The following is a 20,763-nucleotide window of genomic DNA, read 5'->3' on the forward strand; positions in this document are numbered from 1 at the left end:
ATTCGCGAATAGAGCGTTTTCATAAGCCGTAAATTTTTTTTGCCGCGAAAAAACCGAGCCGCCTCAACGGTTTGCGGCCGCGTCACCGGCTTGGCGGCGGCCCGGATTTTTTTAATTGTGCTATATTTTAGGTGAAGAATCGATAAGGGAACATAACACATCCAGCATGAGGAGGGACGACCATTTTGAAAAACTTTGAACTTCTCACCCGCTATCTGAAGGAAAACAAGCTGCTCTACTTGATCGCCGTGCTTCTGATCATTTTATCCAACGTAGACCAGTCCTTGCTTCCCCAGATGCTGGGAAAGGTAACGGATGGGCTGAAGGACGGGACGCTGGGACGGGACGGAATCATTCAGTACAGCCTGATCCTGCTGGCCATCGCGGTATCCTACGGGGTGATGTTCGGGCTGGGGCAGTATACGATCATGAGGCTCGGACGGCGGTTCGAGTTTTTGACCCGCGGACGCATTTTTGCCCAGTTTTCCAGGTTGAGCGAGGATTTTTTCTCCAGGCAGGGAACCGGGAAGCTGCTCAGTTACGTGATGAACGACGTCACCTCGGTGCGCGAGGCGATCTCCTTCGGCGTGACGCAAACGACCAACGCGGTGTTTATGGTGATTTCCTGCGTGGCGATGATGCTCATTACGGGCATTCCGATCACGTTGATCCTGGTCAGCGTCGGTCCGCTGGTGGCGATCCCGTTTCTGGTCATCTATTTCGGCCCGCGAATCCGGGAAAGGTCGATGAAGGTTCAGGAAAATCTGGCGACGATGACCGAATCGGCCGATGAGCAGATCGGCGGAATCCGGGTCACGAAAACGTTCGCCATTGAGGAGACCGCCCAGCGGAGATTTGACGGCACCGTGGACGGCGTCCGGGAAGCGCAGCTGCGCTTGGTGCGGATGTCTTCGTTGTTTCAGGTGATATTGCCGTTTCTCGGGGCATTGTCCCTGGTCGTGTCGCTGCTGGTCGGCGGGTACATGACGATTCGGCATCAGCTGTCCCTCGGCAGCTTCGTGGCGCTGACGTTTTATTTAAGGATGCTAATGGGACCGCTCCAGCAGATCGGCAACGTCATTAATATGATGCAGCGTTCGGGCGCGTCGCTGGAACGGGTGAACCGCCTGCTGGCGGAGGTGCCGAGCGTCCGGGACCATGATTCGGCGATCGAGCTCAGCTCCATCGGCGATATCGAAATCAGCCATTTGGATTTTGCGTATCCCGGCGCTTCGGGCAAGGCGCTGAAGGATGTCAGCTTTACGATTCCCAAAGGACGCACGATCGGCCTGATCGGCCGGACCGGCAGCGGCAAGTCCACCCTTGCCAAGCTGCTGCTTCGGATCTACGAACCTCCCGCAGGCAGCATCCGCGTGAGCGGCGAGGACATCAGGGAAGTATCCCTGGACACGCTCCGGCGCAAAATCGGCTATGTCCCGCAGGACGGCTTTTTGTTCAGCACCGACATCGCGGACAACATCGCGTTCAGCGACCGCTCGGCGAATATGCAGCAAATCCGCAGCGCAGCGGATCAGGCTTTGCTGCTGGACAGTGTGAACACATTCAAGGAGGGTTTCCAGACCAAACTGGGCGAACGGGGGTTGACCCTTTCGGGCGGACAAAGGCAGCGGGCCAGCCTGGCGCGGGGCCTGATGAAAAAGCCGGAGCTGCTTATTCTCGACGACAGCATGAGCGCGGTGGATACGCTCACCGAGTCGGGGATTTTGAGGAATTTGATCCGGGAACGGCGGGGGAAAACGACCCTGATCATCGCTCACCGGATCAGCAGCGTGCAGCACGCGGACGAAATCATCGTACTGGACGAGGGGCGCATCGTGCAGCGCGGCAGCCATGAGCAGCTGATGGCCCGCCGCGACGGATTGTACGCCTCCTTGTACCGGATGCAGCAGGAGGGATTGCAGCATGCCTAATTCTTCGGCGGCCGCGACGGCCGGCAGAACGACGTCCCATGAACAGAAAGGCAAGTCGCTGGATGCGTTTAAACATGTCTTCAAATATGCGGGGCCGCATAAGCTGACGTTTGCCGCCATTTTCGTTTGCGCCCTGCTGGGGATTTCGGCGGATTTGGTGCAGCCGTATCTCGTCAAAATCGTCATTGACGACCATTTGGCCAAAGGCCGGGCGGAATTCGGATACATCGCGATGATGGCCGGCATATACTTGGGAATCTCGATCGTCAGCTTTTTGTTTTCCTATTTGCAAAACAACCTGCTGCAGTTTGCGGGACAAAGCATCGTGGCGAAACTCCGGAAAGATTTGTTCCATCATATCTCCAAAATGTCGATGTCGTATTTTGATAAGGTCCACCGCGGCAGTCTGGTCACGAACGTATCCAGCGATACGGAGACGATCAGCCAATTTTTCACGCAGGTGCTTCTCAGCCTGATCCGCGACGGCATGACGCTTGTCCTCATCATTTACTTCATGTTCCGCCTCGACGCGACGCTGGCATGGTATTCGCTGACGATCCTTCCGGTCATCGGCCTCGTGGCCTTCCTGTTCCGGCGCCATCTCCGCGAAGCTTACCAGGTGACCCGCAGCCGCCTGTCGCGGCTGATCGGCTTTATCGCCGAAAACCTGTCCGGCATGGGGCTGATCCAGGCCTTCCGGCAGGAAGAGGAGCAGACGCGCCGGTTCGATGAGCATAATCAGAGCTATTGGGAAGGCAATATGCGGGAGGTGCGGGCCAACGTCCTTTTTAACCGGACCTTCGATATTTTGGGCAACCTGGCTTTGGTGCTGGTCGTCTGGCTCGGCGGCATGGCCGTGTTCGACCATGCGGTCGAGGTGGGCGTTTTATACGCTTTTACAAGCTATATCCGCCAGTTTTTCCAGCCGATCAACCAGATTACGATGCAATGGAACACGTTTCAATCGACGATGGTGTCCATGGACCGGATTTGGAAAATATTCAGCACCGAGCCGGAGGTCAAAGATCCGCGGCCCGAACGCAAAGCGGAATTGAAGGCCGATACGGCGCTCGGCAAGGTGGATTTTAACCATGTGACTTTCGGATATAACCCGGCGGACCCGGTGATTCCCGACTTGGATCTTCATTTGACCGCAGGCGAGATGGTCGGCATCGTCGGAACGACGGGGGCCGGCAAAAGCACGCTGATCAGCTTGCTGAACCGTTTTTACGACGTCAACCGGGGCAGCATCCGGATCGACGGCGTCGATATCCGCGACATCCCGCAGCGGCAGCTGCACCGTCTGGTCGGTTTGATCCAGCAGGAGCCGTTTCTGTTTTCGGGCAGCGTGCTGGATAACGTAAGGCTTTTCCAAGAAGACATCACCCGGGAGCAGGTCATGGAGGCCTGCTGTCAGGTCGGCGTTCACGACATGATCATGCGGATGCCCCAAGGTTACGATTCGAAGCTGTCCGAAAGGGGAAGCGGGTTGTCGGCCGGCGAGCGGCAGCTGATCTCCTTTGCCCGGATCATGGTTTTTGAGCCGAAAATTCTCATTCTGGACGAGGCCACGGCACATCTGGATTCCCAGACCGAACAGCTGGTGCAAAACGCCCTGCAAACCGTATCAGAAGGCCGGACGACGCTGATCATCGCGCACCGGTTATCGACGGTCATGCACGCCGACCGCATCCTGGTCATGAAAAACGGCCGGGCGGTGGAGGAGGGCACGCATGATGAGCTGATCGCCATGCACGGCTATTACGAGCAGCTGTACCATCACGCAAGGCAGGCGTCGGAGGAGGAATGATACGGGACTCTTTCGTTTTTCCTTCAAAAAAAGAAGCCGTTTCCGGTACGACCGGAAGCGGCTTTTATGTTGGATCGGGCCCGGTCAGCAGCTTTAGGGAAGGATTGTATGCATCACTGCTTCCGGCCTTTGACCCGGATGTTCGTTACCTCAAGACCAGGAAAGGAGGGGCAGGCATTTTGGAAGACCAAAGGATATGGTTCGGGCCCTGTTTTTTGCTTCGAATACGCCCGTGGTAGATCCGGGGAGCCATTGCCGTTCTTTTCGATTTTCGCCGTGTACCCGGAGCCTGGGCATTCAAGGAAAAGCGTATCGTTTTGAGACGTTTCGTTCCCGCAGGTTTGATTTTTCTTACCCGTTTGGTTCTTTGCATCGGCCGGCGTCTTTCCAAACGCTTCTTCCGGTTTCTGGGTTTTGCCAAGTCATATCTTCCATGGGCGCCAACCCTTCTTTTTTTGATTGTTCTAGGTGTTGCCGGCGGGACAACCGGCGTTTTCCAAGGGGTCAGACCGAGGAGTTCCTGATACAGGCCGTATCCTTCGGACTGGGGATCCCACATTTTTGTATCGCCGGCGAAGTGGACAATTTTGTTGTTTAAGTCCTGCCCGCTGCCCGGGAGAAAGAACGAGTTAAATCGCTCATCCAGCAGGAGGGAATTTCCTCCGAACACATGATTCAATGCATCCTGATCCGGCATGGTCGTTCCGGGATAGCTCCGCCAAAAATGTAACGTCTCTTCATACCAGTTCATTTTTTGGCGTATATTGTTCAGCGCGAATACAAGGACCCCGGAATTAAAATAGGTTTCCGGATTTAGCCCATAGGTCATGACGAGTCCTGCAATGCCCTGGATCCCCTGGTCGCGGACCGCCGCCAAATAATAGCCGTTCAAATCGATATTCCACAGTTCCGCAATGTCCATATTCACTAAAACATCGCAGTCCAGGTAAATAACCTTATCCGCTTGGATCAAGGACGGCAACAGCAGTCGGTACAAGCTTCCCCATGTCCAGCGGTCCAGCGAACCTGTTCCCGATAATGCCTCAGCCATTTCCGGAGGAATAGTCACCGGATAAAATTGGATATTGTTGTTGAATCCGGAAACCAACTCCGTCAGCCGGTTCTTGTTTTCTTCCGTTAATGTCTCGTCATGGAGGATATGAACGTTGACCGGAGAACCCGTATGGCGGAAAACCGATGCGAGAACCACGCCGGCATGCTCCGAGTAGCTTCCATCTTTATCGTTAAAAGCTAAAGCCAATTCGATCATCTGGTCCCTCACCTCTCCCTAAATCATTTTTAATCAGTGCTTTTCGCAGGCGTTTATTCCGGATGGTTGTCTTTCAAAAGCCGGGTGATTTCGTCCAGAAGGTCATGCTTCAGGTTTTCCCGTTGCCCCGTCATGTTCAATATCGCTTTTAAATAACCGAGCGGATCCCCTACGTCATGCCAACGGCCGTCGATTTCGCAGGTGTATAAAGCCTCCTTGGCCAACAGCCGGTTTAAAGCGTCGGTGAGCTGGATTTCGCCTCCGACTCCCGGCGCCTGATTCTCCAAAACATGAAAGATGGATGGGGTTAAAATATACCGGCCGACAATGGCCAGCCGCGAGGGCGTAGTACCTGCCGGAGGCTTTTCGACTAACCGGTTCACGTAAGCGAACGACTCGATCAACGGCTTGGCATCCGCGATTCCGTAGCTCGAAACCTTGTCTGCCGCCACGGTCTGCACCCCCAAAATCGAGGTTTGAAACCTTTCAAATCCTTTGATGAGCTGTTTTAAGGCCGGGGGCTCCGCCTCGAAGAAGGTATCTCCGAGCATAACGGCAAAAGGCTCATCTCCGACAAATTTTCTGCCGACGCTTATGGCATGCCCAAGTCCTTTGCGTTCCGATTGGCGGATATAGTGAATGTCTGCTTTCCCCATGAATTCCCTTACCTTGCGAAGGTCCTCGAATTTTCCTTTTTGCTCCAAATAATATTCGAGCTCATGGGCAAAGTCGAAATGATCTTCAATGACCTTCTTTCCTTTTCCGGTGACGACCAAAATTTCCTCAATTCCGGAAGCGGCGGCTTCTTCGATGATAAATTGGATGGTGGGTTTATCGATGATCGGAAGCATTTCCTTGGGAATTGCTTTTGTGGCCGGAAGAAACCGCGTTCCAAAACCTGCTGCCGGAATGATCGCTTTGCGTATCTTCAAGCGGTCCTCCTCCTTTGACGCAGTGATATTTGATCCATTATATTCTCAAAGGCACTTAGAATAATGGACACTTGTCTAGTTGTGCAAATAATATTGAATGGCGCGTCCTTTTTAACGAAAAAAGCCACTCCAATGAGTGGCGTGTAACGACTCCGACGAACCCGGGTTCGAATCCCTCGGAAATTAAAAAAGCCACTCCAATGAGTGTTTTTGTTTCGGAGCTGAGGAATGAATCTTGCAAGTGAGGCGGGTCCAGCACTGGGAGCGGGGCCTCGACGTATAGGGGAGGAACGGAGAGCACCACGGAGTTGCTATTTTTCGTTAGGGGTAGAACGTGTCGCAGATAAGCATCTATAGAATGACGTCGGTAACAAGCATTTTAGCAGATAAGGGTAGGCAGACAAGCGTCGCCGGGCAGTTCATGGAGAAATTCATCATCCTCTGAAATGTCTACGGAGGCACAAACAAGATTTGATCACTGCGCGTAAGCTGTTCTTAAATTCTAACGGTTGTGACAGCGCCTATGTGGCTTAAAATGGTTCTCTGTAAGTTCTAACGGTTACCAATGAGCTTATTTGGAAAATTATCGTATGAAACTCGGCCAAAATGCCCAAATAACGTCAACCAGAACCGTTAAAAGATCATAACCTCCATATTCCCGGCATTAACCGCTGTGGCAATCGTTAGAAATTTACTTCCCTACTTTGATTTGCCTCCTCACCTCGACTACATCTCCTCGCGTCCAATTGTACCCTCGATTCCCTAATCTCCTCACATTCAATTTTTCTCCATGGTCCTCATATCTCTTTGCGTTCAATGGTCTTTTTACTGGACTGTCAATAGTAAATCAGACAACTTTTTTAAGGGGCTTTGCTTTGGCTTTTTAGCAACTGCAAAGAAAAAAAGAGAAACCCAGCGTCTCCAAGACGTGGGTTTCTCGACAGCCTGAGCCACTCCAATGAGTGGCTTTGTACGTCCCGGGCCGGGATGCAGCCCACCGGGCTGACTGCGAAGCGGAAGCTTGCGAAGATGACGCTCCGACGAACCTGGTTCGAATCCCCCGGAAATTAAAAAAAGCCACTCCAATGAGTGGCTTTGTACGTCCCAGGAGGGATTCGAACCCCCGACCGACGGCTTAGAAGGCCGTTGCTCTATCCTGCTGAGCTACTGGGACATAAAAAATTTCAAGCAAGAAATATCATAACATATGGACAAGAGTTTTACAATATGAAATTGATATAAATTAGCAAAAAAATTTAGGGTTAAAATCATTATAGAAGAAATTTTTCCATAACAGGGCATGATCATTATGTTCTATAATATGTTCAGTCCATCCAAAAAGAACGGCACCTTAGGCTCGGCATCGATTTGGAACGCAATTCTTTTCATTCCGGCATCCTTTTACCCAGCATGATGAAAAATCGCATCGATTTCCGGCCGTTTTTTTCATGTGCGGCAGGGTTATGCTATAATCAACAATTAATTGAGGCTAAACGGACAGAAAGGAGGAATCCCCTATCAACGAATCCGAATTCCCCGTAAAAGACAACATCATCCTCTTTCCAAAGACGCTCGACTTCTATCAGATTCAGCTGACGGTCATGCTGGAAAACGAACGGTACGGGGAAGCCATGGATCTTTTGCGTTTTTTGCTCCAGTGTCAGGGGCAGGATCAGCGGCATTACGACGAATGGCGCGCGCTGCTGGAATGGCTCGAAGCCGCCTTTCCCCATTCGGGGCAAGGAAAAAAGGAACCCGGAGATGCGGAAGAGGCCGCAGAAGAACCGAGCGAGGACGACATGAAACGGCAGAACGTCCGGGCCAAGCTTGCGGAAGACCGCTTTTATGCCGATAAGCTGCTGCATACGGCCCAGCAGGAACCGTTCAGCGAGCAAAATCTGCTTGCCCTTGAGCAGCTTTCCTATCTCGAAGGCGCAGATATCGACCAAGCGCTCGTGGATTGGCTGCAGAGCCGGCCCTTGCATCCGCTGCTGCAATTCCGCGTCCTGCAGACGCTGCGCAAACGCGGGACGCAGGGAAGCATCGAACTGCTCCGCGGGCAGGAGCGGGCCGACATCGACCTCGAAGCCGTGCCGCTGAGTCCCGAAGAGTTTCCGCCCCAAATCGGGCTTATTACGGAACGGGTAGCCGAACAAACGGAAGTACAGGAGCCGACGCTCTATTATTTTGCGCAGGAGATGTGGACGCAGTTTATTATGGCCATATACGGAACGGACGACTACCATTCCATCGTCGACGAACATGATGACGAAACGATCGACATCTGGGCGGCCGCGCTGCACCAGATCGTATCCGAAACGCTGACGGGCAGCCGCAGCGACGAGGACATCAGGCATTTGTACGGCGTGACCGACACGATGCGCTTTCGTTTTGAACAGGCATATCGCACGATGAGACAGTTTGCGGCCGCAGGAACCGATACATAGAAAAAACAGGAAGCCCTGCCTGAAGACTTTGCCTTAGGGATGCCCTTGAAAAAGGGTACAATCTTGTTTATACTATAGTGGTTATTCTGTGCGTGTTAAACCAATGACCATGTGAAATATTTTTGGAGGGGAAAGCATAAAATGAAAGCAACCTGGGAAAAAATAGAGAAGAACCTTGGCGTTCTTGAAGTCGAAGTCGAAGCGGAACGCGTATCCGAGGCTCTTGACAAAGCCTTTAATAAAGTAGTCAAAAAAGCGAGCGTGCCTGGATTCCGCAAAGGCAAAGTGCCGCGCCCGATTTTCGAAGCGCGCTACGGCGTGGAAGCTTTGTACCAAGACGCGATCGACATCCTTCTTCCGGAAGTTTACACGGAAGCCGTTAACGAAACGGACATCTTCCCTGTAGACCGCCCTGAAGTCGAAATCGACCAATTCGCCAAAGGACAAGCCTTCAAGTTCAAAGCCAAAGTAACGGTTAAACCTGAAGTTACGCTCGGCGCATACAAAGGCGTAGAAGTGCCTGTGGAAAAAGTCGAAGTAACCGACGAAGAAGTGAACGAAGAATTGAAACGCCTGCAAGAGCGTCATGCGGAACTCGTTGTGATCGACGAAGGTGCGGCTCAAAACGGCGACATCGCCGTTATCGACTTTGACGGTTACGTGGACGGCAATCCGTTCGAAGGCGGCAAAGCAGAACGTTATTCCCTCGAGCTTGGAAGCGGCACGTTCATTCCTGGATTCGAAGAGCAGGTTGTCGGCATGGCAACGGGCGACTTCAAGGACGTTGAAGTTACGTTCCCTGAAACCTACCATGCGGAAGAACTGGCCGGCAAACAAGCCGTGTTCAAAGTGAAAGTTCACGAAATCAAACGCAAACAGCTGCCTGAGCTGGACGACGAATTTGCCAAAGACGTCAGTGAATTCGAAACGCTGAACGAATACAAAGAAGATCTGAAAAAAGAACTTCTTTCCCGCAAGGAACAAGAAGCTAAAGGCAAAAAAGAAGCTGCAGTCGTAGACAAAGTTTCCGAAAACGCCGAAGTGGACATTCCGCAAGCGATGATCGACAGCGAAATTCAAAACATGATGCGCGATTTTGACAACCGTCTTCGCAGCCAAGGCATGAACCTTGAAATGTTCCTGAGCTTCTCCGGCCAAACAACGGCCGATCTGCAAGAGCAAATGAAGGACGACGCCGAAAAACGCGTTCGCAACAACCTCGTTCTCGAGCAAATCGCCAAAGAAGAGAACATCGAAGTGACCGAAGAAGACATCAATAAAGAACTCGAAACGATGGCTGAAGCCTACAAACGTTCCGCCGACGAAATCCGCAACATTTTGGCGGCAAACGGAACGCTGGGCAGCCTGCGTGAAGAAATTTCGCTTCGCAAAACGGTGGATCTCCTCGTTGAAAACAGCAAGGAAGTCGAAGCAAGCGAAGCGCCTGCTGAAGAAAAAGCAGAATAATTTCCGCAAAGAGCATAACCCATCTGAAGGCATGGCATCTTGTCGTTACGCTTTCGGATGGATCCATAGAGATAAGGCACGTATATTCCATTGCGTGCCTTATTTTTAACTAGGATTATCCATTTTATTCATAAACAATGTATAAAATGGATATTATTCACTCTTCGGCCGGAATGATGAGGAGATGCATGGAGGCGGATCATGCAACATCCTGATACATACAAGCGTCAAAGCCTATGGAAGGGCTATTTTTCCTGAACGGGTTCATACACTGTACTGCGGGTTATAAAGTGAAAAATGACATCAAGCTTTGAACATGTTAGAATAATGCTGTAAGCCTGAATGGATGCACGCATTACATCTTTAAACGGAAAAGAGGTTGGACACATGAGTCTGATACCTATGGTTGTAGAGCAAACCAGTCGGGGCGAGAGATCTTACGATATTTACTCCAGATTGCTGAAGGACCGCATCATTTTCCTCAGCAATGCGATCGACGATGATGTAGCCAATCTCGTCATAGCACAGCTATTGTTCCTTGCTGCCGAAGATCCTGAGAAGGATATCCATTTGTATATCAATTCTCCCGGTGGTTCGGTTACTGCAGGGATGGGTATATACGATACGATGCAATACATTAAACCTGACGTATCCACCATCTGCGTAGGCATGGCGGCGAGCATGGGCTCCCTTCTGCTGACAGCGGGTGCGCCGGGCAAACGTTATGCTTTGGCCAACAGCGAAGTGATGATTCACCAGCCGCTGGGCGGAGTTCAAGGGCAGGCAGCCGACATCCAGATTCACGCGAGCTGGATCATTAAAACGAGACAAAAGCTCAATCAAATATACGTGGAACGCACAGGTCAGCCCCTTGAAAAAATTGAACGCGACACGGATCGTGACTTTTTCATGAGCGCGGAGGAAGCGAAAGCGTACGGTATCGTCGACGAGGTTCTCACTTCACCGATTAAATCTTAAAGGGGTGTTTACATGTTTAAATTTAACGATGAAAAAGGGCAGCTGAAATGCTCTTTTTGCGGGAAATCCCAGGAACAAGTCCGCAAACTTGTTGCGGGACCCGGTGTTTATATATGCGATGAATGCATCGAGCTGTGCACGGAGATCGTGGAAGAGGAGCTCGGTCATGACGAAGAGCTGGATTTGAAGGACATTCCGAAACCGAAGGAAATTTGCGATATCCTCGACCAATACGTCATTGGCCAGGAACAAGCGAAAAAGTCGCTGTCCGTTGCCGTTTATAACCACTACAAACGGATCAATACCGGCAGCAAAATCGAAGACGTCGAGCTGCAAAAGAGCAACATTCTCCTGCTCGGTCCTACCGGTTCCGGTAAAACGTTGCTTGCCCAAACGATGGCCAAAATTTTGAACGTGCCGTTTGCGATCGCGGACGCAACGTCCCTCACAGAAGCCGGTTATGTCGGCGAAGACGTGGAGAACATTTTGCTGAAGCTGATCCAAGCTGCGGATTACGACGTGGAGAAAGCCGAACGTGGCATTATTTATATTGATGAAATCGATAAAGTCGCCCGCAAATCCGAAAATCCTTCGATTACGCGCGACGTTTCCGGAGAAGGCGTGCAGCAGGCCCTCCTCAAAATTCTTGAAGGCACGGTCGCTTCCGTTCCGCCGCAAGGAGGACGCAAGCATCCGCATCAGGAATTCATCCAAATCGATACGACGAACATTTTGTTCATCTGCGGCGGTGCCTTTGACGGCCTGGAGCAAATGATCAAACGCCGGATCGGCAAAAAAGTCATCGGCTTCAACGCGATGGGCGAAAACCAGAAGGACCTGAAACCTGGGGAATACCTCGGCCTGGTGCTTCCGGAAGACCTGCTGAAATTCGGCCTCATTCCGGAATTCGTCGGACGTCTTCCCGTCATCTCCACGCTGGAGCCGCTGGATGAAAAGACGCTCGTGCGCATCCTTTCCGAGCCGAAAAACGCGCTGACGAAGCAGTACCAAAAGCTGCTTGAAATGGATAACGTCAAGCTGACCTTTGAGCCGGAAGCCCTCGAAGCCATCGCCAGGGAAGCGATCAAGCGCAATACCGGCGCCCGCGGCCTCCGAGCGATCATCGAAGGCATCATGCTGGACGTCATGTACGAGGTTCCTTCCCGCGACGATATCAAAGACTGCGTCATTACGGAGCAGGTCGTGAAGGAAAAAATCGTCCCTGAACTGCTCAGCAAGAAAGAGAATAAACAAGAGGAAAGCGCCTAAGCCCGCAGGGCAGCTACGCACCGTTTTCCGAAATTCATTGCCGGTTCTCCACTTCCGCCCCTTAGGCTGCCAACGCCAAAGGGGCAGGGGTGGAGTCTTGGCGTTATGGGAGAGAACAAACCATGTTTTTGAGACAAGATACAAGACCTGTAAAAGTCGGTAATTTGACGATCGGCGGCAGCAATGAAGTCGTCATTCAAAGCATGTGCACCACCAAAACCGCAAACGTCGAAGCGACGGTTGCCGAAATTCTCCGCCTGGAGGAAGCCGGCTGCCAGCTCGTGCGCGTGACGGTCAACAACAACGAAGCTGCCGAAGCGATCAAGGAAATCAAAAAACGGATTCATATCCCGCTTGTCGCGGATATTCATTTTAACTACCAGCTCGCGCTTAAAGCGATCGAAAACGGCATCGACAAAGTCCGGATCAATCCGGGCAACATCGGCAGCCGCGAAAAAGTCGAAGCGGTCGTAAAAGCGTGCAAGGAGCGCGGCATTCCGATCCGCATCGGCGTTAACGCAGGTTCGCTCGAAAGCCATTTGCTGGAGAAATACGGCTACCCGACGCCGGAAGCGATGGTGGAAAGCGCCCTGTACCATATTGGAATTTTGGAAGACCTCGATTTCCACGACATCATCGTATCGCTGAAGGCATCCGACGTGCCGATGGCGATCGAAGCTTACCGCCGGGCGGCGGAAGTCATTCCGTATCCGCTCCATCTGGGCATCACCGAATCGGGAACGTTGTTCTCCGGTACGATCAAAAGCTCGGCCGGCCTCGGCGCCCTTCTGGCGATGGGGATCGGCAGCACGATCCGCATTTCGCTTAGCGCAGACCCCGTCGAGGAAATAAAAGTCGCCCGGGAGCTGCTTAAAGCGTTCGGCCTCATCTCCAATGCGGCGACGCTCGTTTCCTGCCCGACCTGCGGCAGACTCGACATCGATTTGTTTTCGATCGCCAACGAAGTCGAGGCTTACATTTCGAAGCTGAAAGTACCGATCAAAGTTTCGGTGCTCGGCTGCGCGGTAAACGGTCCGGGGGAAGCGCGCGAGGCGGACATCGGTATCGCCGGCGGACGCGGGGAAGGACTCCTATTCCGCTACGGGGAAATGATCCGCAAAGTTCCGGAAGCGGAAATGGTGGACGAACTGAAGAAAGAGATCGACGAAATCGTAAAAGTATACGAGGAAACCGGAAAAATTCCGGGACGCAAGCATTAAAGCTAGAACCAGGAAGCCGCATGGCCTTTTTTCGAAAAGGCCATGCGGCTTTTTTTTTTGCGGATTTTGCGAGAATATAAAAATATCCCCATAAATCCGTCCGATTTGCGTTTACGCAGGTGTGAAACGGCTATACTACCATGTATCAGGCCAACCCGTAGGTACAAAAAAGATGGGGAATCTGGCCATGGAAGAGAAACGGGAGGGTTTTGACATGAATTTAAGCATGATCATGATGTTGGTTCAATTTTTCTTTGCCGTCATCATCGGCATCTATTTTTGGAATTTGCTGCGCGGTCAAAAGACCAACCGCACCGCCGTCGACCGGGAATCCCGCAAAGAAATGGATAAGCTGCGGAAGCTGCGTTCCATCTCGCTGACGAAACCGCTGGCCGAAAAAACGAGACCGCAGTCGCTTCAGGACATCGTCGGGCAAAAGGACGGTTTGCGCGCATTAAAAGCCGCCTTGTGCAGCGGCAATCCGCAGCATGTCATTATATATGGACCGCCGGGGGTCGGCAAAACCGCCGCAGCGCGCGTCGTGATGGAAGAAGCGAAACGCAATCCGGCATCGCCTTTTAAACCCGACGCCAAATTTACGGAAATCGATGCGACGACGGCCCGTTTTGACGAGCGGGGCATTGCCGATCCTTTGATCGGCTCCGTGCATGATCCGATATACCAAGGGGCCGGCTCGATGGGGGTGGCGGGCATTCCGCAGCCGAAGCCGGGAGCCGTGACGAAAGCCCATGGCGGGATTTTGTTCGTCGACGAAATCGGGGAATTGCATCCGATCCAAATGAATAAGTTGTTAAAAGTCCTCGAGGACCGTAAAGTGCTGCTCGAGAGCGCATACTACAATTCGGAGGACAGCAATACGCCTGCGTATGTCCACGACATTTTCCAAAACGGGCTTCCTGCCGATTTCCGTCTTGTAGGCGCAACGACGCGTTCCCCGCATGAACTCCCGCCGGCGCTTCGCTCGCGCTGCATGGAAATTTATTTCCGTCCGCTGCTGCCGGACGAAATCGGACGGATCGCGGAGGACGCCATTCAGAAAATCGGGCTCAAGCCTTGCCCGGAGGCGGTCGAAGTCGTGAAGCAATACGCGACGAACGGCCGCGAAGCCGTCAATATCATACAGCTTGCTGCCGGCCTTGCCCTGACCGAAAAAAGGGATTCGCTGGCCGCTTCCGATGTCGAGTGGGTAGCCAGCAGCAGCCAGCTTCAGCCGCGTCCGGACCGCAAAGTGCCCGACCGGCCGCAGGTCGGCCTCGTGAACGGCCTTGCCGTATACGGCCCGAACATGGGGGCACTGCTTGAAATCGAAGTGACCGCCGTGCCGGTTGCTCCGGGAAAAGGCACGTACAACATTACCGGCGTCGTCGAGGAAGAGGAGATCGGTGGCAATTCCCGCACGCTGCGCCGGAAGAGCATGGCCAAAGGTTCGGTCGAAAACGTGCTGACCGTGCTTCGTTCGATGGGGCTGAGACCAAGCGACTACGACTTGCACATCAACTTCCCGGGCGGCACGCCGATCGACGGGCCGTCCGCGGGGATCGCCATGGCAACGGCCATCATGTCGGCAATCAAAGGCGTGCCGGTCGACAACCGGATCGCCATGACCGGAGAAATCAGCATCCACGGCCGGGTCAAACCGATCGGCGGCGTCATCGCCAAAGTCGAAGCTGCATTCCAGGCCGGGGCGACGACCGTCATCATACCGAAAGAAAACTGGCAGACGCTGTTTGAAGATATGGAAGACTATCGCGTCATCCCGGTCGAAAACGTACAAGAAGTGTTCCTCCACGTATTCGGCACGGAACTAAAGCCGGCGGCTGCCGAAGCAATCGTGCAGGCGCAGGAAGAGCCGGCCGAAGCCTTGGAAAAAAGCGCATCCCCCGAAATGTTCCCGCAAGCCCCCGCCGCTTCGTTTTTGCAGGCCAAGCCGGGCCGCCAGGGACAAATCAGCGATGCGGGCAGCTGTTAAGCATGCCGAATGATTGGTGTTTTCTGTGAACATTTGCTAAAATAAAACCGGATGTGTATAACCTGAGAACGGCTGGAGGTGCAAAAGCAAATGGGGCTTAGTAAAGCGAAAGGCCGCCGTTTTCCGTTATTGCCTTTGCGTGGCCTTCTGGTCTACCCGAGCATGGTACTGCATCTCGATGTAGGCCGGGAGAAATCGGTCAAGGCTCTGGAAAAAGCGATGGTGGACGATAACTTGATTCTCCTTTGTTCTCAGTCCGAGGTGAACATAGAAGAACCAACGCATGACGATATTTTTCGCATCGGCACGGTTGCCAATGTGAGACAAATGCTCAAGCTCCCGAACGGCACGATCCGTGTCCTTGTGGAAGGCATGGAGCGCGCCGAAATTATACAGTATACCGACAACGAGGAATATTACGAGGTCCTTGCGCGGGAGCTGCATGAGGAAGACAGCGGCAATCCGGAAGTGGATGCTTTGATGCGCACCGTCCTGGGCCAATTCGAGCATTATATCAATTTATCGAAAAAGGTGACGCCCGAGACGCTTGCCGCCGTAAGCGATATCGAGGAGCCGGGACGTCTCGCCGACGTGATTACCAGCCATCTGTCGCTGAAGATCAAGGACAAACAGGAAATTCTGGAGACGATCGACGTCGGGAAACGGCTTGAAAAGCTGCTGGATATCCTGAACAACGAGCGGGAAGTGCTGGAGCTCGAACGCAAGATCAATCAGCGGGTCAAAAAGCAGATGGAAAAGACCCAAAAGGAATATTATTTGCGCGAGCAGATGAAGGCGATCCAGAAGGAGCTCGGCGAGAAGGAAGGGCGCGCCGGAGAAGTCGAGGAGCTGCGCGAGCAGATGGCGAAGCAAGAGCTTCCCGAGCGGGTGAAAGAGAAGGTCGAGAAGGAAATCGACCGGCTGGAGAAAATGCCTGCAAGCTCGGCTGAAGGCGGCGTCATCCGCAACTACGTCGATTGGCTGCTGGCGCTCCCTTGGAGCACCAAAACCGAAGACGATCTCGATATCCATAAAGCGGAGCAGGTTCTGAACGAAGACCATTACAGCCTGGATAAGCCGAAGGAGCGGGTGCTCGAATATTTGGCCGTGCAGCAGCTGGTCAAAAAAATGAAAGGGCCGATCCTTTGCTTGGTGGGTCCTCCGGGCGTCGGCAAAACGTCGCTTGCCCGTTCCATCGCCAGATCGCTGAATCGGAAGTTCGTCCGCATCTCGCTGGGCGGCGTCCGCGACGAAGCGGAGATCCGCGGCCATCGCCGCACTTATGTCGGCGCCATGCCGGGGCGGATCATCCAAGGAATGAAAACGGCAGGCGCGTTGAATCCGGTCTTTTTGCTGGATGAAATCGACAAGATGGCGTCCGATTTCCGGGGAGACCCTTCGGCCGCGCTGCTGGAGGTGCTGGATCCGGAACAAAACAACACGTTCAGCGACCATTTCATCGAAATTCCTTTCGACCTGTCGCAGGTGATGTTCATTACGACCGCCAACGCGATTCACAACATACCGCGGCCGCTGCTCGACCGGATGGAAGTGCTGAACATTCCGGGGTACACCGAGCTTGAAAAATTGCAGATCGCCAAACGGTACCTGCTGCCGAAGCAAAAGAAGGAGCACGGCTTGCAGGATGAGCAGCTGCAAATCGGCGAAGATGCGCTGCTGAAAGTCGTCAGGGAGTATACCCGCGAATCGGGCGTCCGCAATTTGGAGCAGCAAGTGGCAGCCCTTTGCCGGAAAGCGGCCAAAAAAATCGTGTCGGGCGAATCGGATGCGATAACGATCGGGGCGGACGATGTCAAGGAATACCTTGGCGCACCGAAGTTCCGTCACGGCGTAGCCGATCTGGAAGACCAGATCGGCGCCGTCACCGGACTTGCTTGGACCGAGGTGGGCGGCGATACGCTGGTGATCGAGGTCACGGTGGTGCCGGGTTCCGGCAAGCTGACGCTTACGGGCAAACTCGGCGACGTGATGAAGGAATCGGCCCAGGCTGCATTCAGCTACACGCGCAGCAAGGCGGCGGAGCTCGGGATCGACCCCGACTTCCATGAGAAAAACGATATTCACATTCACATTCCTGAAGGAGCCATCCCGAAAGACGGCCCGTCGGCCGGCATTACGATCGCGACCGCCCTTATTTCGGCTCTTACCAAAAAACATGTTTCCAAGCATGTGGCCATGACCGGAGAAATCACGCTGCGCGGCCGGGTGCTTCCGATCGGCGGGCTGAAGGAGAAATCGCTTGCCGCGCACCGCGCCGGCTACAAAAAAATACTGCTCCCGAAAGACAACGAACGGGATCTTCGCGATATTCCGGAAAGCGTCCGCGACGAAGTGGAGTTCGTTCCGGTGTCCCATATGGACCAAGTGCTGAAACACGCGCTCGTGGAGCAGACGGAAGTGCACTAGAGAGGAACTAATATACGATGAAAGTAACCCAAGCTGAATTTGTGATCAGTGCCGTCGGCCCTGACCAATATCCAGTGGACGCCTTGCCGGAGATTGCTCTGGCAGGGCGTTCCAATGTAGGCAAATCTTCATTGATCAACCGCATGATCAACCGCAAAAATTTGGCCAGAACTAGCTCGACCCCGGGCAAAACCCAGCATTTAAACTATTACCGCATCAACGAGGAACTGTATTTCGTCGATTTCCCGGGTTACGGGTACGCCAAGGTCTCGAAAACCCAGCGGCAGGTATGGGGGAAAATGATCGAAAAGTATTTGCTTGAGCGGGAGACGCTGAAGCTGGCGCTGCTAGTGGTGGATCTCCGCCATCCGCCGACCAAGGACGACGAGCTGATGTACGACTGGCTTAAGCATTATGACATTCCGGTCTGCGTCGTCGCCACAAAGGCCGACAAAATCCCGAAAACGCGTTGGCAAAAACATGTGAAACAAATGAAAGACGCGTTGTTGCTGCGTAAAACGGATGCCTTTATCATGTTTTCATCGGAAACGGGAGTCGGACGGGACGAGTTGTGGGCGCATATTGCATCCGCGGCGGGCCTAGGGCAAGAAAAAGCCGAGGCGCCGAAAACGGAGGAAACTTCCGAATAACGGAAAATGCGAAAGCGGGTTAAACCAGATATTTTAGGCGCATGGCGTAGGGATTGGGACCTTATCCGGCAGGAAAGTGAGCATCCCGTAAAAAGTCTGCCCAAAAATCCGGTTTAATCCGTTTTTTTATGAAATATGAAGCAAATTCATGGTTCCGCCTGCAAGCAATCGTTTTGCGATGTGCTGTATAATAATACTAAGGAATGGATTCGACGGTAAAAAATCCGGGATTCGAAACCATGACGCAAGCCGTTTTTGACGGAAATTTTTGTTCGGATTATGGAATCCCCCGTTCATTTCGATGTGAAGGATTCTATGGTCATTGACAAAGAATTGAGGAGATTTTTATGGCTCAGCGGTTAGCCACGGAGTATGTCAAAGCCACTCTGCAAATGACGGAGCTTCAATTGAACCAGTTTATGCGTTCGGCTGAATGTTGCCACATGCACGCCATCGTGAAAGTGCTCGGCAGCGGAGGACAAGAAATCGTGCTGGTGGACGAAAGCGGCGAGGAGGTTCATTTCCCTCTCGAAAGTAAGAATGGCCTGTACTTCTGCGTGCTGTCATGCCGCTTGGTGAATCCCCGTTTGACGAACCTGGTGCGCAAGCTGTTCACCTCATGCAAAGGGAGCGGCATCGTAAACCGGATTTATAGAGGATTCACAATGATGTATTATTATGAACAGGGTTCCGTCCGCAAGATCGAGGAAGTGACCGCTTCCCATCGCAAGCCGGTGTATGAATACAAACATACCGCAGGCGAACTGCAGCGGGTGTATCAGCTGAACGATGTCGAGCAGGAAATTACGCGGCTGTATCAGGACATCGATTACTGGCTGGATCAACGGAACAAGGCGGAGACAGGCGAGGAGATCGCCCGCATCGACGAAAAGCTGCGGCTCGGAGCCGCAAAATGGTTTGCATTAGAAGCTTGATCCCATACACAGAAACCGGGAACCCTTTCGCATAAGAAGGGGTTCTTTTTTTGGCTTTGATTCTGGTTTGCGCCGGGCGGGAGAGTGAAAGGATTGTCCGGTTTTACCCTTGAAAAATAAGGAAAAAATAAAACCTCCTGGAGCGAAAAAAAGTATTGCAATTCGCCCGGAGAGATGTTATTTTTAATCTCGTTGAAAAGAATATATTAGGAACCAGGATTCACTCAGGACATTGAATGTTGCGAGAGATTATTCCCTCGGGAAGTGAATGACGTAGGTCCTAGCGGATGAAATTTTCAAACATTTTATTCCTAGGAAGGGGGAAACCGGAAGATGGAATATTCAACTTTCGGAAGACACGTTGCTGTTGATACTTGGGGAGTCGACTTCGACATGCTGAACGACGCAGAGTTTTTGCAAGCCCAGCTGGTTGAAGCTGCGGAGACATGCGGCGCGACCGTAATGTCGGTACAATCCAAGCAGTTTGAGCCTCAAGGAGCGACAGTGCTTGTTTTGCTGTCAGAAAGCCACCTCTCGATTCATACGTACCCCGAGAGAGGATTTGCAGCGATCGATTGCTACACCTGTGGCGAAACCGTCGATCCGCAATTGGCAATCGATTACCTGGTATCCGTATTGAAGCCCGAAAAAACGTATGCGAAAAAGCTTGTGCGCGGTCTGGGCGAATTGAAGGTGGAAACGCCGGAATTCAAACAAGCCGAGCTGGTGTAAAAGGCCGCTGCGCTAATGAACGATAATGATCATAACCATGGAGCCGTCCTCCATGGTTATTTGTTTTGCGCGTCCCCAATATACTTTAAAGTATGGAACAAGCTTCATATGATGCTTGAAGGGGGCTTTGCGACGAATGAGAAGACGGAATGCAAGGGATTTATTGTTTATCGGCCTGACGGCGCTGCTGCTCCTGGTTCTTGTGATCCAGGGTTACCGGATGATGCGGCCGCAAACGGAACATGCGGATGCGGAGCGAATGCTGTACGAGGTGGCGCTATTTCAGATGCAGGTCCTGAACACTTCGCTTTTGGACGCCGCGGACAGCGGCGGCACGAACGACCTGAACGCGCTGAAGCTGGCGGCTTATTCGGCTGCCTTTACCCATGACAGGCTTGTCAACGCGGTCGGCAAGGATCGTCTTTACGCGTTCCCGGCCATTGGCGGCCTTGTGGACGCCATTACGTCCTGGCAGATCGGAGGGAACCGGCCGCTGCGGGAAGAGGAGAAGGAGCTGCTTAAGGAATACAGCGGGATTTTTTCGGGAGCGGTGCAGTCCTATCAGCAGCTGCTGAGCGACGGCGGGCAAGTCATTTCCTCGAAAAACGACGATCTCAAGAAAGCGGGCAAACAGCTTGCCGACCTGATCGACGGGAAATAAAGGGCTGGTCGTATAATCCCGAACAGTTTTTGGCAAGATAGTAA

General features: G+C 52.8%; 15 protein-coding genes and 1 tRNA gene. 13 read left to right on the plus strand and 3 right to left on the minus strand.

Annotated elements, in window-relative coordinates:
• Window positions 1-185 precede the first annotated feature (185 nt).
• The gene (locus MKY58_RS06040) at window positions 186-1,931 is read left to right on the plus strand and encodes an ABC transporter ATP-binding protein (protein ID WP_339323862.1); all 1,746 of its coding nucleotides are present in this window, start codon (window positions 186-188) and stop codon (window positions 1,929-1,931) included.
• Window positions 1,924-3,741 carry an ABC transporter ATP-binding protein gene (locus MKY58_RS06045; RefSeq protein ID WP_339323863.1) on the plus strand — a complete coding sequence of 606 codons (1,818 nt, stop codon included), beginning with the start codon at window positions 1,924-1,926 and terminating at the stop codon, window positions 3,739-3,741. The genes MKY58_RS06040 and MKY58_RS06045 overlap by 8 nt, the downstream gene beginning before the upstream one ends.
• Before the next feature lie 145 nt (window positions 3,742-3,886).
• On the opposite strand, the gene MKY58_RS06050 is transcribed toward MKY58_RS06045, so the two are convergent.
• From MKY58_RS06050 to MKY58_RS06060, 3 genes are all read right to left on the minus strand, one after another.
• Window positions 3,887-5,011 carry a glycosyltransferase family 8 protein gene (locus tag MKY58_RS06050; RefSeq protein ID WP_339323864.1) on the minus strand — a complete coding sequence of 375 codons (1,125 nt, stop codon included), beginning with the start codon at window positions 5,009-5,011 and terminating at the stop codon, window positions 3,887-3,889.
• A gap of 53 nt (window positions 5,012-5,064) precedes the next feature.
• Window positions 5,065-5,943, minus strand: coding sequence for a UTP--glucose-1-phosphate uridylyltransferase GalU (gene galU / locus MKY58_RS06055; RefSeq protein WP_339323865.1), 879 nt, complete (start codon window positions 5,941-5,943; stop codon window positions 5,065-5,067).
• A gap of 1,100 nt (window positions 5,944-7,043) precedes the next feature.
• Window positions 7,044-7,117 (minus strand) — tRNA-Arg (locus MKY58_RS06060).
• Between the two features lie 427 nt (window positions 7,118-7,544).
• Here MKY58_RS06060 and MKY58_RS06065 point away from each other — a divergent pair.
• The 11 genes from MKY58_RS06065 to MKY58_RS06115 all read left to right on the plus strand — a co-directional run bounded on the left by MKY58_RS06065 (window position 7,545) and on the right by MKY58_RS06115 (window position 20,719).
• Window positions 7,545-8,390 carry a hypothetical protein gene (locus MKY58_RS06065; RefSeq protein ID WP_339323866.1) on the plus strand — a complete coding sequence of 282 codons (846 nt, stop codon included), beginning with the start codon at window positions 7,545-7,547 and terminating at the stop codon, window positions 8,388-8,390.
• 141 nt (window positions 8,391-8,531) lie between these two features.
• Window positions 8,532-9,857, plus strand: coding sequence for a trigger factor (gene tig, locus MKY58_RS06070; RefSeq protein WP_339323867.1), 1,326 nt, complete (start codon window positions 8,532-8,534; stop codon window positions 9,855-9,857).
• Window positions 9,858-10,244: 387 nt separating this feature from the next.
• Entirely contained in the window at window positions 10,245-10,835 is a 591-nt protein-coding gene (gene clpP / locus MKY58_RS06075) for an ATP-dependent Clp endopeptidase proteolytic subunit ClpP (RefSeq protein WP_036712979.1), read from the plus strand.
• Between the two features lie 12 nt (window positions 10,836-10,847).
• Window positions 10,848-12,104, plus strand: coding sequence for an ATP-dependent protease ATP-binding subunit ClpX (gene clpX / locus MKY58_RS06080; protein WP_160045113.1), 1,257 nt, complete (start codon window positions 10,848-10,850; stop codon window positions 12,102-12,104).
• Between the two features lie 122 nt (window positions 12,105-12,226).
• Window positions 12,227-13,324 carry a flavodoxin-dependent (E)-4-hydroxy-3-methylbut-2-enyl-diphosphate synthase gene (ispG, locus tag MKY58_RS06085; protein WP_339323868.1) on the plus strand — a complete coding sequence of 366 codons (1,098 nt, stop codon included), beginning with the start codon at window positions 12,227-12,229 and terminating at the stop codon, window positions 13,322-13,324.
• A 214-nt stretch (window positions 13,325-13,538) separates the two neighbouring features.
• A complete protein-coding gene (lonB, locus tag MKY58_RS06090; protein ID WP_339323869.1) occupies window positions 13,539-15,314 on the plus strand; it encodes an ATP-dependent protease LonB in 1,776 nt (591 codons plus the stop codon).
• Between the two features lie 90 nt (window positions 15,315-15,404).
• Window positions 15,405-17,741 (plus strand): endopeptidase La, encoded by a 2,337-nt coding sequence (gene lon, locus MKY58_RS06095; protein WP_339323870.1) that lies wholly within the window; start codon window positions 15,405-15,407, stop codon window positions 17,739-17,741.
• 17 nt (window positions 17,742-17,758) lie between these two features.
• Entirely contained in the window at window positions 17,759-18,391 is a 633-nt protein-coding gene (yihA, locus tag MKY58_RS06100) for a ribosome biogenesis GTP-binding protein YihA/YsxC (protein WP_036712987.1), read from the plus strand.
• A 347-nt stretch (window positions 18,392-18,738) separates the two neighbouring features.
• On the plus strand, window positions 18,739-19,326 hold the full coding sequence (locus MKY58_RS06105) for a non-ribosomal peptide synthetase module (RefSeq protein ID WP_339323871.1): 588 nt from the start codon (window positions 18,739-18,741) through the stop codon (window positions 19,324-19,326).
• Between the two features lie 333 nt (window positions 19,327-19,659).
• Window positions 19,660-20,058, plus strand: coding sequence for an adenosylmethionine decarboxylase (gene speD, locus MKY58_RS06110; protein ID WP_036712991.1), 399 nt, complete (start codon window positions 19,660-19,662; stop codon window positions 20,056-20,058).
• A gap of 136 nt (window positions 20,059-20,194) precedes the next feature.
• Complete coding sequence (locus MKY58_RS06115) at window positions 20,195-20,719, plus strand: S-adenosylmethionine decarboxylase (RefSeq protein WP_339323872.1); 525 nt, start codon at window positions 20,195-20,197, stop codon at window positions 20,717-20,719.
• The last annotated feature ends 44 nt before the right edge of the window (window positions 20,720-20,763 follow it).

Origin of the sequence: Paenibacillus sp. FSL W8-0194 (assembly GCF_037969745.1) — a bacterium.
Taxonomy (GTDB): Bacteria; Bacillota; Bacilli; order Paenibacillales; family Paenibacillaceae; genus Paenibacillus_AQ; species Paenibacillus_AQ cookii.

Coding starts and splice junctions, on each gene's coding strand:
- MKY58_RS06045 (WP_339323863.1), top strand. CDS start 1,924: ATGCCTAATTCTTCGGCGGCCGCGACGGCCGGCAGAACGACGTCCCAT.
- MKY58_RS06050 (WP_339323864.1), bottom strand. CDS start 5,011: ATGATCGAATTGGCTTTAGCTTTTAACGATAAAGATGGAAGCTACTCG.
- MKY58_RS06065 (WP_339323866.1), top strand. CDS start 7,545: ATGCTGGAAAACGAACGGTACGGGGAAGCCATGGATCTTTTGCGTTTT.
- tig (WP_339323867.1), top strand. CDS start 8,532: ATGAAAGCAACCTGGGAAAAAATAGAGAAGAACCTTGGCGTTCTTGAA.
- clpP (WP_036712979.1), top strand. CDS start 10,245: ATGAGTCTGATACCTATGGTTGTAGAGCAAACCAGTCGGGGCGAGAGA.
- clpX (WP_160045113.1), top strand. CDS start 10,848: ATGTTTAAATTTAACGATGAAAAAGGGCAGCTGAAATGCTCTTTTTGC.
- ispG (WP_339323868.1), top strand. CDS start 12,227: ATGTTTTTGAGACAAGATACAAGACCTGTAAAAGTCGGTAATTTGACG.
- lonB (WP_339323869.1), top strand. CDS start 13,539: ATGAATTTAAGCATGATCATGATGTTGGTTCAATTTTTCTTTGCCGTC.
- lon (WP_339323870.1), top strand. CDS start 15,405: ATGGGGCTTAGTAAAGCGAAAGGCCGCCGTTTTCCGTTATTGCCTTTG.
- yihA (WP_036712987.1), top strand. CDS start 17,759: ATGAAAGTAACCCAAGCTGAATTTGTGATCAGTGCCGTCGGCCCTGAC.
- MKY58_RS06105 (WP_339323871.1), top strand. CDS start 18,739: ATGGCTCAGCGGTTAGCCACGGAGTATGTCAAAGCCACTCTGCAAATG.
- speD (WP_036712991.1), top strand. CDS start 19,660: ATGGAATATTCAACTTTCGGAAGACACGTTGCTGTTGATACTTGGGGA.
- MKY58_RS06115 (WP_339323872.1), top strand. CDS start 20,195: ATGAGAAGACGGAATGCAAGGGATTTATTGTTTATCGGCCTGACGGCG.